The sequence below is a fragment of the uncultured Arcticibacterium sp. genome, assembly GCF_964021845.1.
Lineage (GTDB): Bacteria > Bacteroidota > Bacteroidia > Cytophagales > Spirosomataceae > Arcticibacterium.
The window spans coordinates 417975-434261 of record NZ_CAXHZC010000004.1 but is presented as its reverse complement, the minus strand read 5'-3'; the positions used below and the strand labels follow the sequence as shown (position 1 = coordinate 434261).

Below are 16287 nucleotides of genomic sequence, written 5' to 3'. Positions count from 1 at the left end.
TTTTTATTTATCTGCCTTGGCTCTCAAATAAAAGTCAACAAGCACTAAAGCTGCCATGGCTTCTACTATAGGTACAGCTCTTGGCAGCACACAGGGGTCATGTCTTCCCTTGCCAGATACTGTTACAGACTCACCATCGGCATTTACACTATCTTGGTCTTTCATGATAGTGGCAGTAGGCTTAAATGCAACGTTGAAATAAATATCTTCTCCGCTGCTAATTCCTCCTAAAATACCTCCGGCATGGTTGGTTTTAGTCTTTACCTCACCAGCTTCGTTGGTAAAAAACTCATCATTATGCTCTGAACCGTACAGCTCAACACCGTCAAAACCACTTCCGTATTCAAAACCTTTAACGGCATTGATACTTAACATAGCTTTACCAAGTTCTGCATGAAGTTTATCAAAAACTGGCTCACCCCAGCCTACAGGCACTCCTGAAGCTACACAAGTTATCACGCCACCAATTGAGTCCCCTTTTTTTCGGGTCTCATCTATGTAGTCAAACATTTCTTGAGCCATAGCGGCATCAGGGCATCTTACTGCGTTATCATACCTTTTTGATAGGTCTAAATCTTCGTAAGACTTGTCAAGCTTTAACCTTCCTACCTGCTTCACGTATGCCGCTATTTCTATGCCCATGTCACTCAAAATAGTTTTGGCAATAGCTCCTGCAGCTACTCTAGCAGCTGTTTCACGGGCCGAACTTCTTCCCCCGCCTCTGTAGTCTCTATTTCCATATTTAGCTGAATAGGTATAATCTGCGTGAGAAGGCCTGAATTTATCGGCTATGTGGCCGTAGTCTTTACTTCGTTGGTCTTGGTTGTTTATCACCAAAGCTATTGGTGTTCCTGTGGTTTTACCCTCAAAAACTCCTGATAGCACATCTACACTGTCCGCTTCTTTTCTTTGTGTAGTTATCCTAGACTGACCTGGTTTTCTTTTGTCTAATTCGGCTTGTATAAATTCCTCATTAAACTCCACACCTGCTGGGCAGCCATCTATCACCACGCCTATGGCCTTACCATGTGACTCTCCGAATGTAGAAATATTGAAAATTTTACCGTAAGTGCTTCCCATTTTTTGTGGTTTGTTATTCGCGTCGCTGTCTTCTAAAATCAAAAATAAAGAGCATTCCTACCAACATCAAAAAAAGTAGCACATTGATAGAAACTTTTACTATGCTTCTATAATTAATACTACGCTCAGAAATGCTTCTTTGCTCTAAATTATCGTACACCCCTTTTGAGTTTACTGCCGATGTTTCTATCCGCTCTCCAGTAACTATTAGACTCTGTTTAGCCTTTAAAGTGTCGTATTCTTGTTTTTGAGTATTGTAATAAACCCAATAGAAATAGTTACCCATGTCAAAATAGCCCGAGTCTTTAGGAAAAACTTTAAAGGTGAATGTTTTTTCACCTGAAATATAGCCTTCTGTTTGAGAATACTCTGTTTGTGGTGGGTAGAAATCAAAATTCTTATCGTTTTCAGGTTTATCAAAAAGCATGGTTTTGACATTTCCTTCTCCTTTGATATTGATACTGTAGCTTAATATTTTCCCTGTTTTAACTGCACCTACTTTACTTAACTCTTTCAGCTTAAACTTTCCTACCGCTACCCTGTCCTTTAGAGGGTGCTCAGGTAATGCAGATACATTCACCGTATAACCTCTGCTAAAAAACGAACGAACCTCCACTACCCTGCTGCTATCTGCCCCAATAGAAACCTTGTCCATATTTAATCTTGCAGAAGATAATTCAATGCTTTTTTGCGATAATGGATAATAGACGCTTTCAAAAAACTTATACTTGATATAGTTTTTTCCCTTTACCACCGCTGGTTCAGGTTTAATATCAATTATCTCTCTTCTACTCTCCAAACAATTATCTGGCTTGAGTTGATTACTAATTTGATTAATTTGCTGTGTCAAATTCTTTGGAAACTCCCAAGAGGCTGTATTGTCATCAGAAACATAAAAAGCCAAATTTACTCTAAAGCCCTCTCCCACTACAATGTTTGATTTATCTACAAACAAAAACAACAGAGCGTCTTCATTTGTTATCAAAGTATCTACCAGCTCGGTATCTAAAGGGTTTTCAGAATTACTCACGGTAAGCTCTTCGGCATCTAACATGAGTACTTTTCCATTGACCAAAAATTCATATTCCGGTAGGTCAAAAGTGCCCCACTTTACAGCTCTATAGTTTTGCGTAACTATATGCTGCAAAATAGTTTTGTCATCTATTTTGACATTTGCATGAGAAACAGACCTTCCCTCTTTTTGAAAACCTTCTATTTGAGGAAAGGCTTTTACGTTTGAGTTTTGAGAACCTCTGATGTTGATTTTTATACTAAAAACATCACCAACCTCCATGACCTTTGAAGACGTAGATATGCTTATATCGGCTTTCTCTTGGCAAATACCAGAAAGACTAATTAGAAGTAATAAGCACGTATGTATCCAACGCATCACGCAAAATTAGTGAAAGCCTTAAAAATCTATTACTTTAAAAGTTTTAATTGTGCATTAATAACGATACTGCTCTAAAAGCATGTCAATTCTTTACAAAAAATGAGATTCAAGTTTCTACTTCTCTGTCTTATAACTAGTCATGTTACTTTTTCTCAATGGGAAAAGCTTGATATTGGCACCTCCGCGTCATTCCGCTCCATGGATGTGTTTAGTAAAAAAGTAGTTTGGGCCGGCGGCTCAAACAATACAGTAATAAAAACGCTTGATGGAGGAAAAACCTGGCAACAGTATGCTGTCAAACCAGAAGTAGCTTTAGATTTTAGAGGCATTAAAGCCATTGACAAGAAAACTGCTATTATAGTAAGTGCGGGTTTAGCCGAAGAAGACCAAGCCAAAATATTTAAAACTGTAGATGGTGGACTATCATGGCAACTCGTTTTTGAAACTAAAGAAAAAGGTGTTTTCTTAGACGGCATAGCCTTCTTTAACAAATTACATAGCTTAATAATAGGCGACCCTATTGACAATGAAGTTTATATTTTAGAAACCAAAGATGGTGGTAACACCTGGGAACGAATGTCAACCGATTTGTTTCCAAAGCCAAAGAAGGGTGAAGCATCTTTTGCAGCTAGTAATAGCTGCTTGGTAACTTATCAAGACGAAGCTTGGTATGCCTTTCAGAGTAGGATACTTCACACGCCTGACCAAGGTAAATCTTGGGAGGTTTTAGAAAGTAAGTTCCCTTCCGGAGCTACCAGCGGCATATTTGGTTTACATTTTTGGTCAAAAAATAATGGTGTACTCTTGGGTGGCGACTATAAAGACGACAAAACGGAACAAGTCAATTTTGCTAGAACCGTAGATGGTGGAAGAACTTGGAAAACGCAAGAAATCAATCCACAAGGTTTAAAAGAGTCGGCGGCTTTAAGTGGTGAGAAATTGATAGTAACTGGTACTTCTGGAACTTCCGTTTCTTCAGATTTTGGAATTTCTTGGAATGTTATTGACAAAACTCCATACCATGTGGTTCGCTGTGTGGGGAAGCATTGCTACGCTGTTGGTGCCAAAGGTGAATTTGCCAAAATGGCCTTAAAATAAAAACCGAGACAAAGACCATAATAGCCTCTATCTCAGTTAAGAAAAGTCACGTAACTTTGTCCTACGCCAACTTCTCCCTAAAAAAGTTTACAGTCCTTTTCCAAGCTAAATCCGCAGCCGGTTTATCAAACCTAGGGGTGGTATCATTATGGAAACCATGATTAGCACCTTGATAAACAAAAGCACTATAACCTTTGCCATGTTTCTTTAAAGCCACCTCATAATCTGGCCAGCCAGCATTTAATCTGGTATCCAAGCCACCATAATGTAATAGTAAAGGAGCGTTTATTTCGGCCACATCCTCTTTATCTGGTTGTCCGCCGTAAAAAGGTACACTTGCAGCTAAATAGGGCACTTTAACCGCCATCATATTAGCCACCCAACCTCCAAAACAAAAACCAACTACACCTACTTTTCCATTACAGTCTTTATGACCTTTTAGGTAATCTGCGGCAGCAATAAAGTCTTCTAACATTTCGTCTCGGTCTCTTTGCCTTTGCAATGTTCGTCCTTCGTCGTCCGTTCCAGGGTATCCGCCTAATGGCGTCAAAGCATCGGGTGCTATAGAAATGAAACCGGCCAATGCCGCTCTTCTTCCAACATCTTCTATATATGGGTTTAGCCCTCTGTTTTCATGCACCACTACTACACCTCCTAGCACATCTTTGGCTTCGGCTGGCATAGAGAGCAAAGCCTTAATTTCTCCTCCTCCTTTTGGCGAATTATAGGTTATAAAACTTGATTTTATTCGGGGGTCGTTTTGTTTTATTTGTATCTGCCCTATGTAATCAGGCATCAAAAAACTCATTAAAGACGCTACCGTAACTGAGCCTACAGCATATACCCCCAGCTGCTTCATAAAACCAGTTCTGTCTATTCGGTTATGAGCATAATCGTCATATAGGTCAAATACTTCCTGCTTGATATCTTCTTTTTTTATCTTTTTCATAAGGCTGTATGTTTTATATAGGTAATATAATGATTTTCCAGCTATAAGGCAAAAAAAAGCACCTAAAATAATAGGTAAATCTAAGGCTCGAAAAAACATTTCCCCTCTAGAGAGCAAGTTTTCTTTTCCTTTTTCATCAAAGAATTAGAACAACAAAAAAAACAAAATCTATGAAAATATTCATAAGTGCCATCTTCTCCTTAGTCTTAATGGCGAAGTCTTGCAAATCAGACTCCTCCGCAGAGCCTGGTGAAACTGTACTAGGAGTAGATGCCTCTTTATTTTTAAGTGATGCTATTTCGGTAACACTAGTAGACTGCATATTATCAGATGGTTCTAGTGCAGAATGCTACCAAATAGTTTCAAACGGCTTAGCCTCTGACCACGAAATGGGACCATGGTGCCCTACTACTATAACAGATGATGCTACTGCCGGTGGCATCTGGTTAGAAAACGGTAACGTATACGATGTAGATGGCGAGTTTGTGAAAAATATGGCCACATTTTACAATGACAATACATGGAAAATGTATGATGCCGATGGTAAGATTTACAAAACAGAAACTTTAGAAGACTGTAATAATGCCGCTAACCCAAATGTGGGTGCAGAATATGCCAACTTCTGTGTAGAATGTTTGCCTTCGTACATCTCAAACATTAACCAAACTTACCTTATACCCAAAACTCCGAAATTGACATCCGAAACTACACTATTTGGAGCAGCTGGCGGACCACCCGACGGAGGTGCAGGAGGCCCTCCTCCAGGCGGAGATATGGGCGGCGGACCACCTCCAGATGCTATAGGCGGCCTTTCTGCTCGTGGTATAGCCTTTAACGGAATTCCTTTTGACGCACCTGCTCCTACTGATGCTATTCTTGGTGCTTATACACTTGCTCCTTTTGATGACGCCGGCGGTCATATTAACCTAAATGCGGGCTATCATTATCATGCTGCCATGGGCAAGACTACCAAGTTTAATCAACCTGATGGGCATGCAGCCATGATTGGTTACGCTATGGATGGCCATGGTATTTATGAGCAATTAAACGAAGATGGCACCGAACCAACAGACTTAGATGAATGCCGTGGACATACCGATACCACTAGAGGGTACCATTATCATGTTTCGTCTCCTGGAACAAATAATTTCTTCAACTGCCTAAAAGGTGCTTACGTTAATTGATATGGAGTTACCAAAATTAAAATACGCCTTTAAAAGAGCCCTCATCTTGATTTTATTGTCAATATCAATGGTTACCTGGGCACACCAGCCTGACGTTTCTTCCACAATGTTGGTTGAAAACGAAAACAGCGAATGGATTTTAAGAATTACATGCTCTGCCTCGGCTTTAGAATATGAAGTAAAGAAAACATTTGGTGCTGATTCTTATAAATCAAAGGAGGAATTTGAAAGCTTAGCTCTTAAGCTTGTTAGAGAGAATTTAGCACTAACTGCAAATGATAATGAGAAATTAAACCTAAGTGCCGACATGGTAAAATTAGGTCATGAGACTCAAATTCTTTTCAAAGTATCAGAAATGCCTCAGGAGTTCAACTCTATTACTGTTAAAAACAGCTCTTTTAAAGACATCCATCATCACCAAAGTGCTTTGATGGTTTTAAGAAAAGGTTTTGAGAAAAAGCAGTTTTTATTAAACAATGAAAACGACAATACCCTAAAATTAACAGCCGAATCTAATAAATGGGTAATGGCATCAAACAATGACTTTCAGATAGCAGGCCCACTGAAATTAATTGGCGTAGCTATTATTTTATGCATCATAATACTTAGTGGCTATAAGTTTTATAAAAGTCGCGATTACACTCTATCAACAAACAAAACAATTTAATTACACTTATTATGAAAATGACAAAATCGAAAATAGCATTCTTAGCACTTCTAGCTTTAGGAGCTTGTAAAAGCACAGAAAAGAAGCAAAAAAGCTCAGGAGGAAACAATCAAGCTGAGAAAATGTTTTTACAAATGGATGCAAACAAAGACGGTAAACTTTCAAAGTCGGAAGTAAAAGGTCCTTTAGCCAATGACTTCTCTAAAATTGATCTTAATAATGATGGCTTTATTTCAAAAGAAGAATTTAACAAAGCTCCAAAGCCGAATGGAGCACAGCAAGGAGGTGGTAGACCTCAAGGCCCTCCAAGAAATTAATACATAGCTAAAGCCTACCTAAAAAAGAAAAGCCCAAGGCGTCGTAGTGGCGTCTTGGGCTAAATTTATGATAAGAGGCTTGTTAAGATTTACTCTTCTTTAAACGCTTCTCCTCTTTTTTCTCCTTTGGAGTTTTAACTGCTACTTTTTTTACGCTCTTTTTGGCGTCTTTGCTTTTTGCCATAATTTTTCAATTTAAAATTGGTTCAAAGGTGGTAATTATTCTCGAATTAAAACTAAAATCATTTCAGCTTTATTTTTCAAAATAATTCTAAAAGCAAAAGACAATATAGAAGACTCATAAATGCTCTATCTATATGCTAAGAAACTCGTTTTAAATACTTTGAAAAGCTAAAGGTTCTAGCTCCAAATATTATTAGCCAAAGGCATATTCCAAACTCCCCTATTTGCGAAGGCAAACCCGCCATATCAGAAAGAATAGTATCGTAATAATTCTCTATAAATAATCTTCCGGCAAACTCCACCAGATAACCCGCACAACCTAGCATCAGAAACACACCCAGAAACTTTGGCAGGAATCCCGATTTAAAAACCAAATAACCAAACGGAAAAAGCCATAAACCCCAGAAGATGGAATTAACCTGTACTCCTTTATTAAATGAGGTTAAATGTGACATTAGTTGCGATTTAAGAATATCACTGCTGATTTGTTCAGGTTTCTCCAAGAGTGCTAAAATCTCAAACCTATGAAGTGTATACGAAAAAGAAAGTGTTACACTTATGGCTACTAAAAGCACTAAAACTGCGGCTTGACTTCTGTTTACTTCGTGAAACAACTTATATAGAACAAGTGACAATGTTAGAAAGAATAAAGCCATCAACAGACCTGAAACTATACTGAGTTTAAACAGCACTAAATTTCCTTTGATGTTTTCGACAGTTTTTGCGGCATTTTCCCAATCTATTAATTGATTAGGAACATACATTAAACTGAAAATCCCTGTTATAATAAGGCAGAGGTAAACAATGCCCGCGAGCCTAGCGGTCTGATTTTGGGTAATGCTCATTAATTCTTGAAACTTTTGTTTTAGTCCAAGATGTGCATAATACTAGCGAGGTTGCATGGGAAAATTCACAAAAAAAATCGACTCCTCCGATAATTATCGGAACTGAGTCGATTTTAATTCAATATAAAAAAAGCTAAAATTTTAGCTAAGGGCAGCTACACCTGGTAATACTTTACCTTCCATGTATTCTAATAATGCTCCACCACCGGTAGACACATAAGATACACGCTCACCCATACCTGCATTATTAATAGCAGCTGCAGAATCACCTCCACCTATTAAAGAGAATGCATTATTTTCTTCGGTAGCTTGAACTACCGCATCAGCAATAGCATTAGTTCCTTTAGCAAAAGTTGGGAACTCAAAAACTCCCATTGGGCCGTTCCAAAGAACAGTTTTTGATGTTTTGATAGTTTCTGCAAATAGCACAGCCGACTCAGGCCCGATATCTAAACCTTCCCAGCCTGCAGGTATTTCCCCTCTTTTAACCACTTGCGTATTGGCATCATTACTAAAGTCATCAGCAATAAGGTTATCTAAAGGCATTATTATTTTAACACCTTTCTCTTTTGCCTTCTCTAATATAGAAAGAGCCAACTCTTGTTTGTCTTCTTCTAAAAGAGAATTTCCTATTTGACCACCTGAAGCTTTAGTAAAAGTATATGTCATACCTCCACCTATTATAAGGTTATCTACCTTATCAAGTAGTTTCTCAATAATTAAAATCTTATCAGAAATTTTGGCACCACCCATTATAGCGGTGAAAGGCCTTTCAGCGTTTTCAAGAATATGCTGAGCATTGTCAATTTCAGCCTGCATTACATAACCACAAACTTTGTCAGTAAAGAACTGACCTATTACTGCCGTAGAAGCATGAGCTCTGTGAGCCGTTCCGAATGCGTCATTAACCCAAACGTCACCTAGTTTTGAAAGCTTTTCAGCAAAATCAACATCACCCTTAGTTTCTTCTTTATAAAAGCGAAGGTTTTCTAACAATAGAACTTCGCCAGGTTTTAAAGCTCCTGCTAATTCTGAAGCTTGCTCTCCGATACAATCATCTGCAAACTTTACAGAGACGCCTAAAATCAAAGATAAAGCTTGAACGATATGCTTTAAAGAATACTTTTCAATAGGTCCGTCTTTTGGCCTACCTAAGTGTGACATCAAAATACAAGAACCACCATCTTCCAGAATCTTTTTGATAGTTGGTACAGTAGCTTTAATCCTGGTGTTATCCGTTATTTCAAATTGGTCATTTAAAGGAACATTGAAATCAACACGAACTAAAGCTTTCTTGTCTTTAAAATTATACGAGTCAAGTGTTATCATATTGGATTAGAAATCTTGTTTTGTTATACTCTTTTTTCGAGGAAACAAATATAATTCTAAGCTTTAATCTTGAAGAAGATTGCTCTAGCTAATTAAGCTTACCTCACTAATTCTATTTATATTGTGCAATAAATTGTATAGAAATTTCTACTTCTCACCCATATACATAAACGACATTACTATAAAAGCTTAGTAATAAATAACTAAATGATTGTATTCACCGCAAAAAGTCGTACTTTTGCACCTCATTTTTGAAAATAATTAATAACAAACAAAATTATCATGTTTCAAAACCAGTACGAAACAGTGTTCATTTTAACTCCCGTTTTATCTGAAATTCAGATGAAGGACGCTGTGGATAAATTTAAGAAAGTGCTGACTGATAATGGAGCTGAGTTAGTAAACGAGGAACATTGGGGTCTTCGAAAACTAGCATATCCCATTCAGCATAAATCAACGGGTTACTACCAGTTGTTTGAATTCAAATCAAACACAGACTTAGTGGCTATTTTAGAATTAGCGTATAAGCGTGACGAACGCATCTTGCGTTTCCTAACTACTAAGTTAGACAAACATGCCATTGACTACGCCGACAGACGTAAGAATGGTAAAATAGGAAAGAAAAATCAGGACGCACCTAAAGAAACTCAAAACGCTTAAGCATTATGTCATTAGTAAACGAAAGAGTAGAACGTAAAGATAGAGTACAAAAAAAATACTGTCGCTTCAAAAAAGCAGGTATTAAATATGTAGACTATAAAGACCCAAATTTCCTTTTGAAATTTGTGAATGAGCAAGGTAAAATACTTCCTAGAAGATTAACTGGTAACAGTTTAAAATTCCAGAGAAAAGTATCTGTAGCTATCAAAAGAGCAAGACATTTGGCTTTGATGCCTTATGTAGCTGATGGCTTAAAATAAGATTAGTCAAGAGAAAGTCTGATTAGACTTTTCGCTTTTAAAAATTTTTAATCAAGTATTACAATGGAAATTATATTAAAAACGGATATTGCGGGTCTTGGCTACAAGAATGATGTTCTTGACGTTAAGCCGGGTTACGGTCGCAACTATCTTATTCCTCAAGGTTTTGGTGTTTTGGCAACTTCGTCAAACAAAAAAATCCTTGCAGAGAACTTAAAACAAGCTGCTCACAAAGCAGAAAAAATACAAACTGCTGCTGAAGAAATAGCTGCTGGAATTGGCGAAATGGTAATTACTATTACTATGAAAGCTGGTGAGTCTGGTAAAATCTTTGGTAGAGTTACCAATACGCAGGTTTCTGACTTCTTAGCAGAAAAAGGTTTTGATGTAGACCGTAAGAAAATCACTATGGACGACGTAAAAAGCGTTGGTGAATACAAAGCGGTTTTAGACCTTCACAAAGAAGTGAAACACGAAGTAAAAGTAGCTGTAGTAGCTGAAGCGAAAGCAGAAGCTTAAGTTTTATTTATCTTCTTATAAGGAAAGACGAATCGAAAGGTTCGTCTTTTTTTTTATTTAAAGTAGTTGTACCTAAATGCCACATCAACATATAAATACGATTTACCAGTTTCAGTTGCAGTAGGTATGTATTCAATCTTTAATTTGTTAGCATAAAAGTTGCTCATAAATATTGTGGTATCAATACGACCCACTATCCCTATTGATTTATTATGATATTGATTTTGTGGAACACTGCTCAGTTTTATTGTAGTACTGTCAGTTGTGAATCCAATAATTCTAAGTGCCGCGACAGGAGGGCCGCCTAAAATACCCTTACTGATAGTATGGCTAATTTTCTCCGATCCATGAAATTTATAGATTTTGTCTCCTGTTCCCCAACAACCAAAGCAAATAAGCCCAACAAATAGGATATACAAATGCCTCATTAAATGAAATTAGTTTAATAAATCAAACAAAAAAAGTCGGACACAAAAGCATCCGACTTCCAATATCAATCATCCTTTAACAGATAACCGACAAATATTTCTAAAAAGCTTTCGCTTACTTCAAGCTAGCAATCCATTTTGCAATGATAGCTGCTTCGTTTTTAGGCACCTGAGCCATTGGTGCCATTGGTGGGTAACCAGGCCAGTTCTTAGGATTTGGCTTGTAGATTAAAGCTACAATTTCGTCTGCCTTATATTTCTTTTTCTTCATCACCTCTTTATACGCAGGCCCTACTAATCTCTTATCAGCGTTATGACATGCTAAACAAGTATTTTTTTGAAGCAATTTCTGAACATTTGGTGGAATACGAGTTTGACCGTGAGATAATGTCGCGATACTTCCGATTAACAATAAGGTTACTAATATTTTTTTCATTCTGAGAGACTTTTAAAATTTTGAGATGCAAATATGGTTGATAATTCCTTAATCCAAAAACTTGTTTCAAAGATACCAACGCTTTTCAAATATTAGACGCTTAAAGTAGGCCTAGGGTTGTTAAGAGGGTGTTAAGGAATAAGGAATTTTAAGCATTACACTAGTTTGGCGTACTTGTGCTCATCCCACATCTGCTCTTTTTTAAAAATGGCTTTTCTAAAGATTCCTTCCTTAACAAAACCATTTTTCTCTAAAACTTTCATAGAAGCCAGATTATATTCAAAAACACTGGAAAATAGTCTATTCACATCTAAACTCTCAAAGGCATACTCAGTAATTAATTTAACCGCTTTGGTAGCAATACCCTTCCCCCAAAATGGCTCCCCTATCCAATACCCCATTTCGGCCGACTTTCGGTAAACATCGGTTTGCACATTGGCAGAAATCACTCCACAAAAATCGCCATTATAAGTAATCGCGAAATTTTCATTGACCGCCATTTCTAAACTATGATTAATAAACCACGCCGCATCTTTCTCTGTGTAAGGAAATGGAAAATAATCTCGTACATCTTCCCATATTTTCTGGTTATTGGCTAAGCTAGCTAAATCGGAAAGGTCGGTTTGCTTTAGTGGTCTTATATCTACATGCATATTCTTAGAGGCTTCTAGTTAAACTTGTATTCCTGCAAAATTGATTTTTCGGTAACCTGCTCTTTCACCAAAGTTAAACCATAGTGAGAAATAATATCTTCCAAATGACCAATAGGGATGCTTTTAGAGCAATTGGCGTCTATATATTCCATAATAAAAAGACTACCGTCTAGCTTTAAAGAAGCCTTTATACTTTCCAACATTTCCTCTCTTTTTTTAAAATGATGGAATGCGTTTCTTATAATTACCTTATCAAGCTTAACTGGCAAATTAGCATCGTCTTTTTCACCCAAAACCACCCTATAATTCTCGTAGCTTATGTACTTCTGATTATCAGAAAGAGTTCTATTAATACTGGTTACATAGTAAGATCTAATCTCGTTAACTGTTATTTTCAAGTCCAAACCCGTAAGCCCTAGAAACAAACTAAACATACCATCTCCTGCTCCTAATTCTGCGATTTCCTCTCTTTCATGTAAATCGTAAAACTTAAGCTCTTCCATGAGCTTCTTGATATATTTTAATCGAAACGGAGGTCTTGGGTCTATCACCTCTTCTAGCAAAAGCTCTCTTATTTCACGGAACCAAATAAACTTAGTAAATTCTTCATCTGTGACGGCAGATAGCCAAGGGGAAGTATATCCATTTTTAGCCCATTTTTCAGCTACTTTTTCAACCTTTCTTGACCGATAAGTTCTCCTAAACAGAAGGTCATCAAACTGCGACCTGAGTGAATCTGAATTAGGCTCTATCAATTCCCACTTACGCCAAATGGCAAATAATTCATCTACTCTTTCAGCATTATCAAGCAAAAGGTTCGCTCTGTATTCTGATAGGTTTTTGGTGTATTCTAATTCATCAAAGACCCTTTTCTGAGCTTTTAATGAAAAAGCCGAGAAAATAAATACAAAAAGTATCAACCCAAACTTTGGGATTTTCATGAAGTTGTGTTTTAAATAGTAATTACTCCTTCTCCGTACTAAGTAAAGCCTTTTTTACTTTCATCTGAATTCCCCATATCTCTTCTACGGAAACAGGTTTTCTCTCAAGTTTTTCTAAGTCAGTGAATTCAGACCAAAGAAACGGCGTAAAACTCATAGATTTATCTGCTCCCATACTTTTTATTTCCTCTTCCCAATCATTCCATTTTAATCCTTTATAAAAGTCGGTAACATCACCTGTAAAGGCCCAAAAGATAAACTCTGAGTAACCTATTCCTAAGGACTCCCACTTTAAATGGTCCGGGGCAAAATAGAATATTTTCCCTAAATCTTCCTGACCAAACTCTCCACCATTCATAGCATAAAAGCCTCCTGCCGCATCATCTGCTATCAAAACATAGGTCATTCCTTCTCCATACTCCTGAAATGATTTGCCTTTGTTCCATTCTGGTAAGTTGCGTTGTAGCTTTTCTGAACCCGAGCCCAAGATTCTTAGCCAGCCTTTATCCACCAATATTCCGCCGGTTTCGTAAATCACGCCACCCATTAATGAGTGTGTGCTTACTTGAGTTCTATATAAAGCTAAACTGGCTTGGCTAGAGTCTCTTTCTAAAACTTCTATTTCGTTTTTTGCATCTGACAACCAAGGCACCACCAAAGCCCATCCTGGGTCTTCAGTATCAATCAATTCTTCCAAAGGCTTCATTTGACCGATGGCCGTTTGACATATTACGAAAAGAACTAAAAGCGTTATATATTTCATTTTTGATTATTGGGCTTTAATGTTTAGTCTAAATTATGAAAACAAGTATTAATCTGTACGGGAAACCCACTCGCATTTATCTCTTTCTCTACAAAATAGTTGAATGAGTAGAGTTAGGGGTTTTAGAAATTATTATTGGGTTATTTTGTTTGAGAAAAGTAACAAGAATAACCAAACAGAGTCCCTTGGCGAGACTCTGGTTGATGGGAAAAAGAATATTATTTAGTTAAATAGAAGAACTCCCTCTCCAATTCATGCTTTAGCTTCATGACGCTTCTCCTTATTAAAAAGTATGGTACTCCAAGCATAAAAACTGCATGAATAAACATTAATGGTAATATATAGCCTTGAAAATCATTTCGGATATCTCCCGAAACAAAAAAGTCGATAAAAAATAAAGCGTAAAATAGGAACACTACACCTAAGAAAAGAATCATGATTTTATGAAATCCATTTATTTCAGTGTGAACCATTAATTTACTCTCGTACTGTGTAAAACTTCCAGTTGCGACAGCCAAGCCATTATTCATTTCAAATAATCTCTTCCTTCTCTTAATTCTAAACCCATCAGAACTAACCTCGCCTTTATATTTATTTTTACTAGAAATAAACACATCGAAGCTATCCGATATAATATCAATTCTTCCTATATCCACAATACGGCTCAGTCTGATTACAAAATCCTTTTTACCAATTTCCAATTCGGTATCTAGATAATCCAGTAGCTTTATTTTCTTTAAGAATTCTCTCATTCTTTTTTTATAATTTATTAAACATACTTAAAAATAAATCACAATGGTTCACTCCTTAAAAAACACCCTAAGCACCTTGGCATTTATGCCTTTTTCTTCAAAATAGTTAAGCCAGTACAACTGGCGGTTTGAGAGATTATCGGTGGGTGATTTTACTTCTACAAACTCATAACCGTTTTCGTCCCACACAAACAAATCTGGGAAGCCTCTAGAGTTTTCTACTATGTCTTTGCAGATATGCACTAAAATCTCTTTGATAGGCTCTAAGCCTATATATTGCGTAGCTATTCTGATGCTTTCCCACATTCCTTCCATCCATATCACAAAGGGATTAGCGATGCCCTCATGGTCAGTAAATTTTCTTCCCATAAAAAGCAGCAGACTCTCCATGTCTTCAAAACTTTCTAAATGCTCATGAATATGTTCTTTCCGTTTTAGGTAAAAGTCAGGTAAGTGTAAATCTGAAGGACGTCGCTGAAAAGGATGATGGAAAGCTACCAAACTTGGGTCAAATATAATATCCCAAAACACAAGTCCAAAAATGCCACGCCACAGGTGATTTTCAGAAAAGATGGCGTATTTACCTTCTTCTAAGTAATAATCTATCGTTCCCAATTCCACATTACCTCGGTACATGGCATCTATATAAATTCGCTCGGCTTCGTGTAGTTTTTCAGTGGTGAGTTTCTTCTTTCTTTTAGATTTTGAAAGAATTCGCTCTGAAAAATCTTTGGCAAAAAAGTGTTCGTCGGCATTGGTGCTATTGGCTATCATGTCTTCACATAAAGCCAGGGCTTCTTCATTATGTTTGAGCTTTACCAAACAGCGTACACGTCTTTCTTTTGCCTGGGGCAATGCACACATCTTAAAAACTTCTACCGCCAGTTCTTCTGCCTTTTGACGCTCTAAATGCCTACCAACTTTAAGTGTCAGTCTCTCTAAGGCTGGCTTCGCTATTTCTGAGAGTTCCTTTACGCTGTCTGCCATGGTATCAAACCAGTCATACAAGGCTTCGGGTGTTTCTGTTTTTTTGAGTTTTTCAAAAAGGTCGGTTTGGTCAGAAATCATCCATTTGTCTTCAGCGTCTTTTCGCGTTTCAAAACGAGCTACCAGCTTATCTTCGTCATGAGAGAAATACTGGATAAAACCCAAGTCTCGTACCACAAACTCCGTCATATCCATGTAACGGTTTCCAAAAAACAAGAATTTGAAAAAGGTGACTTCGTACTCAAAGTTGACCTTGACCAGCGGCTGACTTAAAGCTATTTTTTCTACTACCTGCTCAGGCTCTAAATTATCTCTTATCCAATCCGATAATTCACCTTTTGGTTTTGTTCTAAAACCTTTTTCAGGAATAAGTTTTAGCAACTCTGGTTTGGTGCATAAATGTAACAATTCCAAAAGAAAGTCAGCATGATTGACGGACAGGTCTTCCACAAACTCACGCGAAAGCAGCTCTTCCAAAGCTTCTGGAATGTTTTCTATTTCCTCATATTTGAGCCGTTGGCTCCTAAAAAAAAGACCTTTACGGTTAGTGAAGCGAATAAAAAGGCACTGAGCATCTTCAGAAAGACCGTAGAATTTCCTAAGGAAACGCCACTCCTTTTCTTCCAAAATATGCTTGTACTTGTCTTTGACGAAGTCAAGCAGATAATTAAAATAGTCGAGGTAATACTTTGGTGGAAGTACTATGTTTTCATTTTCTGACACTGTGCAATTTATGGTTTTCAGCCGAATTACACATTAGAAAATTTAGGTTACTAATGGTTTATGTTTGTCACAAATTTTGCTTTTTGATGCCAAACGAGGGGTTTCACCCCTCGTTATTAA

19 protein-coding genes are annotated in these 16287 nt (G+C 37.2%); 7 read left to right on the top strand and 12 right to left on the bottom strand.

The window, feature by feature from the left end:
• Positions 1–3 precede the first annotated feature (3 nt).
• Positions 4–1080: a chorismate synthase gene (gene aroC, locus AADJ06_RS14195; RefSeq protein WP_341227134.1), complete on the bottom strand. Its 1077-nt coding sequence runs from the start codon at positions 1078–1080 to the stop codon at positions 4–6.
• A 13-nt stretch (positions 1081–1093) separates the two neighbouring features.
• A complete protein-coding gene (locus AADJ06_RS14190) occupies positions 1094–2470 on the bottom strand; it encodes a hypothetical protein (RefSeq protein WP_341227133.1) in 1377 nt (458 codons plus the stop codon).
• 102 nt (positions 2471–2572) lie between these two features.
• Here AADJ06_RS14190 and AADJ06_RS14185 point away from each other — a divergent pair, with 102 nt between their 5' ends.
• A complete protein-coding gene (locus tag AADJ06_RS14185) occupies positions 2573–3571 on the top strand; it encodes a YCF48-related protein (RefSeq protein WP_341227132.1) in 999 nt (332 codons plus the stop codon).
• A 61-nt stretch (positions 3572–3632) separates the two neighbouring features.
• On the opposite strand, the gene AADJ06_RS14180 is transcribed toward AADJ06_RS14185, so the two are convergent.
• The gene (locus AADJ06_RS14180; protein WP_341227131.1) at positions 3633–4520 is read right to left on the bottom strand and encodes a dienelactone hydrolase family protein; all 888 of its coding nucleotides are present in this window, start codon (positions 4518–4520) and stop codon (positions 3633–3635) included.
• A gap of 170 nt (positions 4521–4690) precedes the next feature.
• On the opposite strand from AADJ06_RS14180, the gene AADJ06_RS14175 reads away from it, so the two are divergent.
• Genes AADJ06_RS14175 through AADJ06_RS14165 form a run of 3 tightly spaced genes read left to right on the top strand, consistent with a single transcriptional unit; the run spans position 4691 to position 6688 of the window.
• Positions 4691–5704 carry a YHYH protein gene (locus tag AADJ06_RS14175; RefSeq protein WP_341227130.1) on the top strand — a complete coding sequence of 338 codons (1014 nt, stop codon included), beginning with the start codon at positions 4691–4693 and terminating at the stop codon, positions 5702–5704.
• Between the two features lies 1 nt (position 5705).
• Complete coding sequence (locus tag AADJ06_RS14170) at positions 5706–6371, top strand: DUF6702 family protein (RefSeq protein ID WP_341227129.1); 666 nt, start codon at positions 5706–5708, stop codon at positions 6369–6371.
• Positions 6372–6388: 17 nt separating this feature from the next.
• Complete coding sequence (locus AADJ06_RS14165; protein ID WP_341227128.1) at positions 6389–6688, top strand: EF-hand domain-containing protein; 300 nt, start codon at positions 6389–6391, stop codon at positions 6686–6688.
• Between the two features lie 320 nt (positions 6689–7008).
• On the opposite strand, the gene AADJ06_RS14160 is transcribed toward AADJ06_RS14165, so the two are convergent.
• Complete coding sequence (locus AADJ06_RS14160) at positions 7009–7716, bottom strand: DUF4386 domain-containing protein (RefSeq protein WP_341227127.1); 708 nt, start codon at positions 7714–7716, stop codon at positions 7009–7011.
• A gap of 141 nt (positions 7717–7857) precedes the next feature.
• The gene (locus tag AADJ06_RS14155) at positions 7858–9045 is read right to left on the bottom strand and encodes a phosphoglycerate kinase (RefSeq protein ID WP_341227126.1); all 1188 of its coding nucleotides are present in this window, start codon (positions 9043–9045) and stop codon (positions 7858–7860) included.
• A 282-nt stretch (positions 9046–9327) separates the two neighbouring features.
• Here AADJ06_RS14155 and rpsF point away from each other — a divergent pair, with 282 nt between their 5' ends.
• The 3 genes from rpsF to rplI all read left to right on the top strand — a co-directional run bounded on the left by rpsF (position 9328) and on the right by rplI (position 10484).
• Entirely contained in the window at positions 9328–9705 is a 378-nt protein-coding gene (gene rpsF / locus AADJ06_RS14150) for a 30S ribosomal protein S6 (protein ID WP_341227125.1), read from the top strand.
• A gap of 5 nt (positions 9706–9710) precedes the next feature.
• Entirely contained in the window at positions 9711–9965 is a 255-nt protein-coding gene (gene rpsR / locus AADJ06_RS14145) for a 30S ribosomal protein S18 (RefSeq protein WP_341227124.1), read from the top strand.
• Between the two features lie 63 nt (positions 9966–10028).
• Positions 10029–10484, top strand: coding sequence for a 50S ribosomal protein L9 (gene rplI, locus AADJ06_RS14140; protein WP_341227123.1), 456 nt, complete (start codon positions 10029–10031; stop codon positions 10482–10484).
• Between the two features lie 53 nt (positions 10485–10537).
• On the opposite strand, the gene AADJ06_RS14135 is transcribed toward rplI, so the two are convergent.
• From AADJ06_RS14135 to AADJ06_RS14105, 7 genes are all read right to left on the bottom strand, one after another.
• Positions 10538–10912, bottom strand: a complete 375-nt coding sequence (locus tag AADJ06_RS14135; RefSeq protein WP_341227122.1) for a hypothetical protein — start codon at positions 10910–10912, stop codon at positions 10538–10540.
• A 115-nt stretch (positions 10913–11027) separates the two neighbouring features.
• Positions 11028–11348, bottom strand: a complete 321-nt coding sequence (locus AADJ06_RS14130) for a c-type cytochrome (protein ID WP_341227121.1) — start codon at positions 11346–11348, stop codon at positions 11028–11030.
• Positions 11349–11503: 155 nt separating this feature from the next.
• Positions 11504–12001, bottom strand: a complete 498-nt coding sequence (locus AADJ06_RS14125; protein ID WP_341227120.1) for a GNAT family N-acetyltransferase — start codon at positions 11999–12001, stop codon at positions 11504–11506.
• 14 nt (positions 12002–12015) lie between these two features.
• Positions 12016–12942 (bottom strand): class I SAM-dependent methyltransferase, encoded by a 927-nt coding sequence (locus AADJ06_RS14120; protein WP_341227119.1) that lies wholly within the window; start codon positions 12940–12942, stop codon positions 12016–12018.
• 22 nt (positions 12943–12964) lie between these two features.
• Complete coding sequence (locus AADJ06_RS14115; protein WP_341227118.1) at positions 12965–13705, bottom strand: DUF2625 domain-containing protein; 741 nt, start codon at positions 13703–13705, stop codon at positions 12965–12967.
• 218 nt (positions 13706–13923) lie between these two features.
• Positions 13924–14457, bottom strand: coding sequence for a hypothetical protein (locus AADJ06_RS14110; protein WP_341227117.1), 534 nt, complete (start codon positions 14455–14457; stop codon positions 13924–13926).
• Between the two features lie 48 nt (positions 14458–14505).
• Positions 14506–16167 carry a VRR-NUC domain-containing protein gene (locus AADJ06_RS14105; RefSeq protein ID WP_341227116.1) on the bottom strand — a complete coding sequence of 554 codons (1662 nt, stop codon included), beginning with the start codon at positions 16165–16167 and terminating at the stop codon, positions 14506–14508.
• Positions 16168–16287 lie beyond the last annotated feature (120 nt).

Bases quoted from the DNA above. Each gene is read 5' to 3' on its own strand.
- aroC (WP_341227134.1), bottom strand. From the start codon at position 1,080: ATGGGAAGCACTTACGGTAAAATTTTCAATATTTCTACATTCGGAGAG.
- AADJ06_RS14190 (WP_341227133.1), bottom strand. From the start codon at position 2,470: ATGCGTTGGATACATACGTGCTTATTACTTCTAATTAGTCTTTCTGGT.
- AADJ06_RS14185 (WP_341227132.1), top strand. From the start codon at position 2,573: ATGAGATTCAAGTTTCTACTTCTCTGTCTTATAACTAGTCATGTTACT.
- AADJ06_RS14180 (WP_341227131.1), bottom strand. From the start codon at position 4,520: ATGAAAAAGATAAAAAAAGAAGATATCAAGCAGGAAGTATTTGACCTA.
- AADJ06_RS14175 (WP_341227130.1), top strand. From the start codon at position 4,691: ATGAAAATATTCATAAGTGCCATCTTCTCCTTAGTCTTAATGGCGAAG.
- AADJ06_RS14170 (WP_341227129.1), top strand. From the start codon at position 5,706: ATGGAGTTACCAAAATTAAAATACGCCTTTAAAAGAGCCCTCATCTTG.
- AADJ06_RS14165 (WP_341227128.1), top strand. From the start codon at position 6,389: ATGACAAAATCGAAAATAGCATTCTTAGCACTTCTAGCTTTAGGAGCT.
- AADJ06_RS14160 (WP_341227127.1), bottom strand. From the start codon at position 7,716: ATGAGCATTACCCAAAATCAGACCGCTAGGCTCGCGGGCATTGTTTAC.
- AADJ06_RS14155 (WP_341227126.1), bottom strand. From the start codon at position 9,045: ATGATAACACTTGACTCGTATAATTTTAAAGACAAGAAAGCTTTAGTT.
- rpsF (WP_341227125.1), top strand. From the start codon at position 9,328: ATGTTTCAAAACCAGTACGAAACAGTGTTCATTTTAACTCCCGTTTTA.
- rpsR (WP_341227124.1), top strand. From the start codon at position 9,711: ATGTCATTAGTAAACGAAAGAGTAGAACGTAAAGATAGAGTACAAAAA.
- rplI (WP_341227123.1), top strand. From the start codon at position 10,029: ATGGAAATTATATTAAAAACGGATATTGCGGGTCTTGGCTACAAGAAT.
- AADJ06_RS14135 (WP_341227122.1), bottom strand. From the start codon at position 10,912: ATGAGGCATTTGTATATCCTATTTGTTGGGCTTATTTGCTTTGGTTGT.
- AADJ06_RS14130 (WP_341227121.1), bottom strand. From the start codon at position 11,348: ATGAAAAAAATATTAGTAACCTTATTGTTAATCGGAAGTATCGCGACA.
- AADJ06_RS14125 (WP_341227120.1), bottom strand. From the start codon at position 12,001: ATGCATGTAGATATAAGACCACTAAAGCAAACCGACCTTTCCGATTTA.
- AADJ06_RS14120 (WP_341227119.1), bottom strand. From the start codon at position 12,942: ATGAAAATCCCAAAGTTTGGGTTGATACTTTTTGTATTTATTTTCTCG.
- AADJ06_RS14115 (WP_341227118.1), bottom strand. From the start codon at position 13,705: ATGAAATATATAACGCTTTTAGTTCTTTTCGTAATATGTCAAACGGCC.
- AADJ06_RS14110 (WP_341227117.1), bottom strand. From the start codon at position 14,457: ATGAGAGAATTCTTAAAGAAAATAAAGCTACTGGATTATCTAGATACC.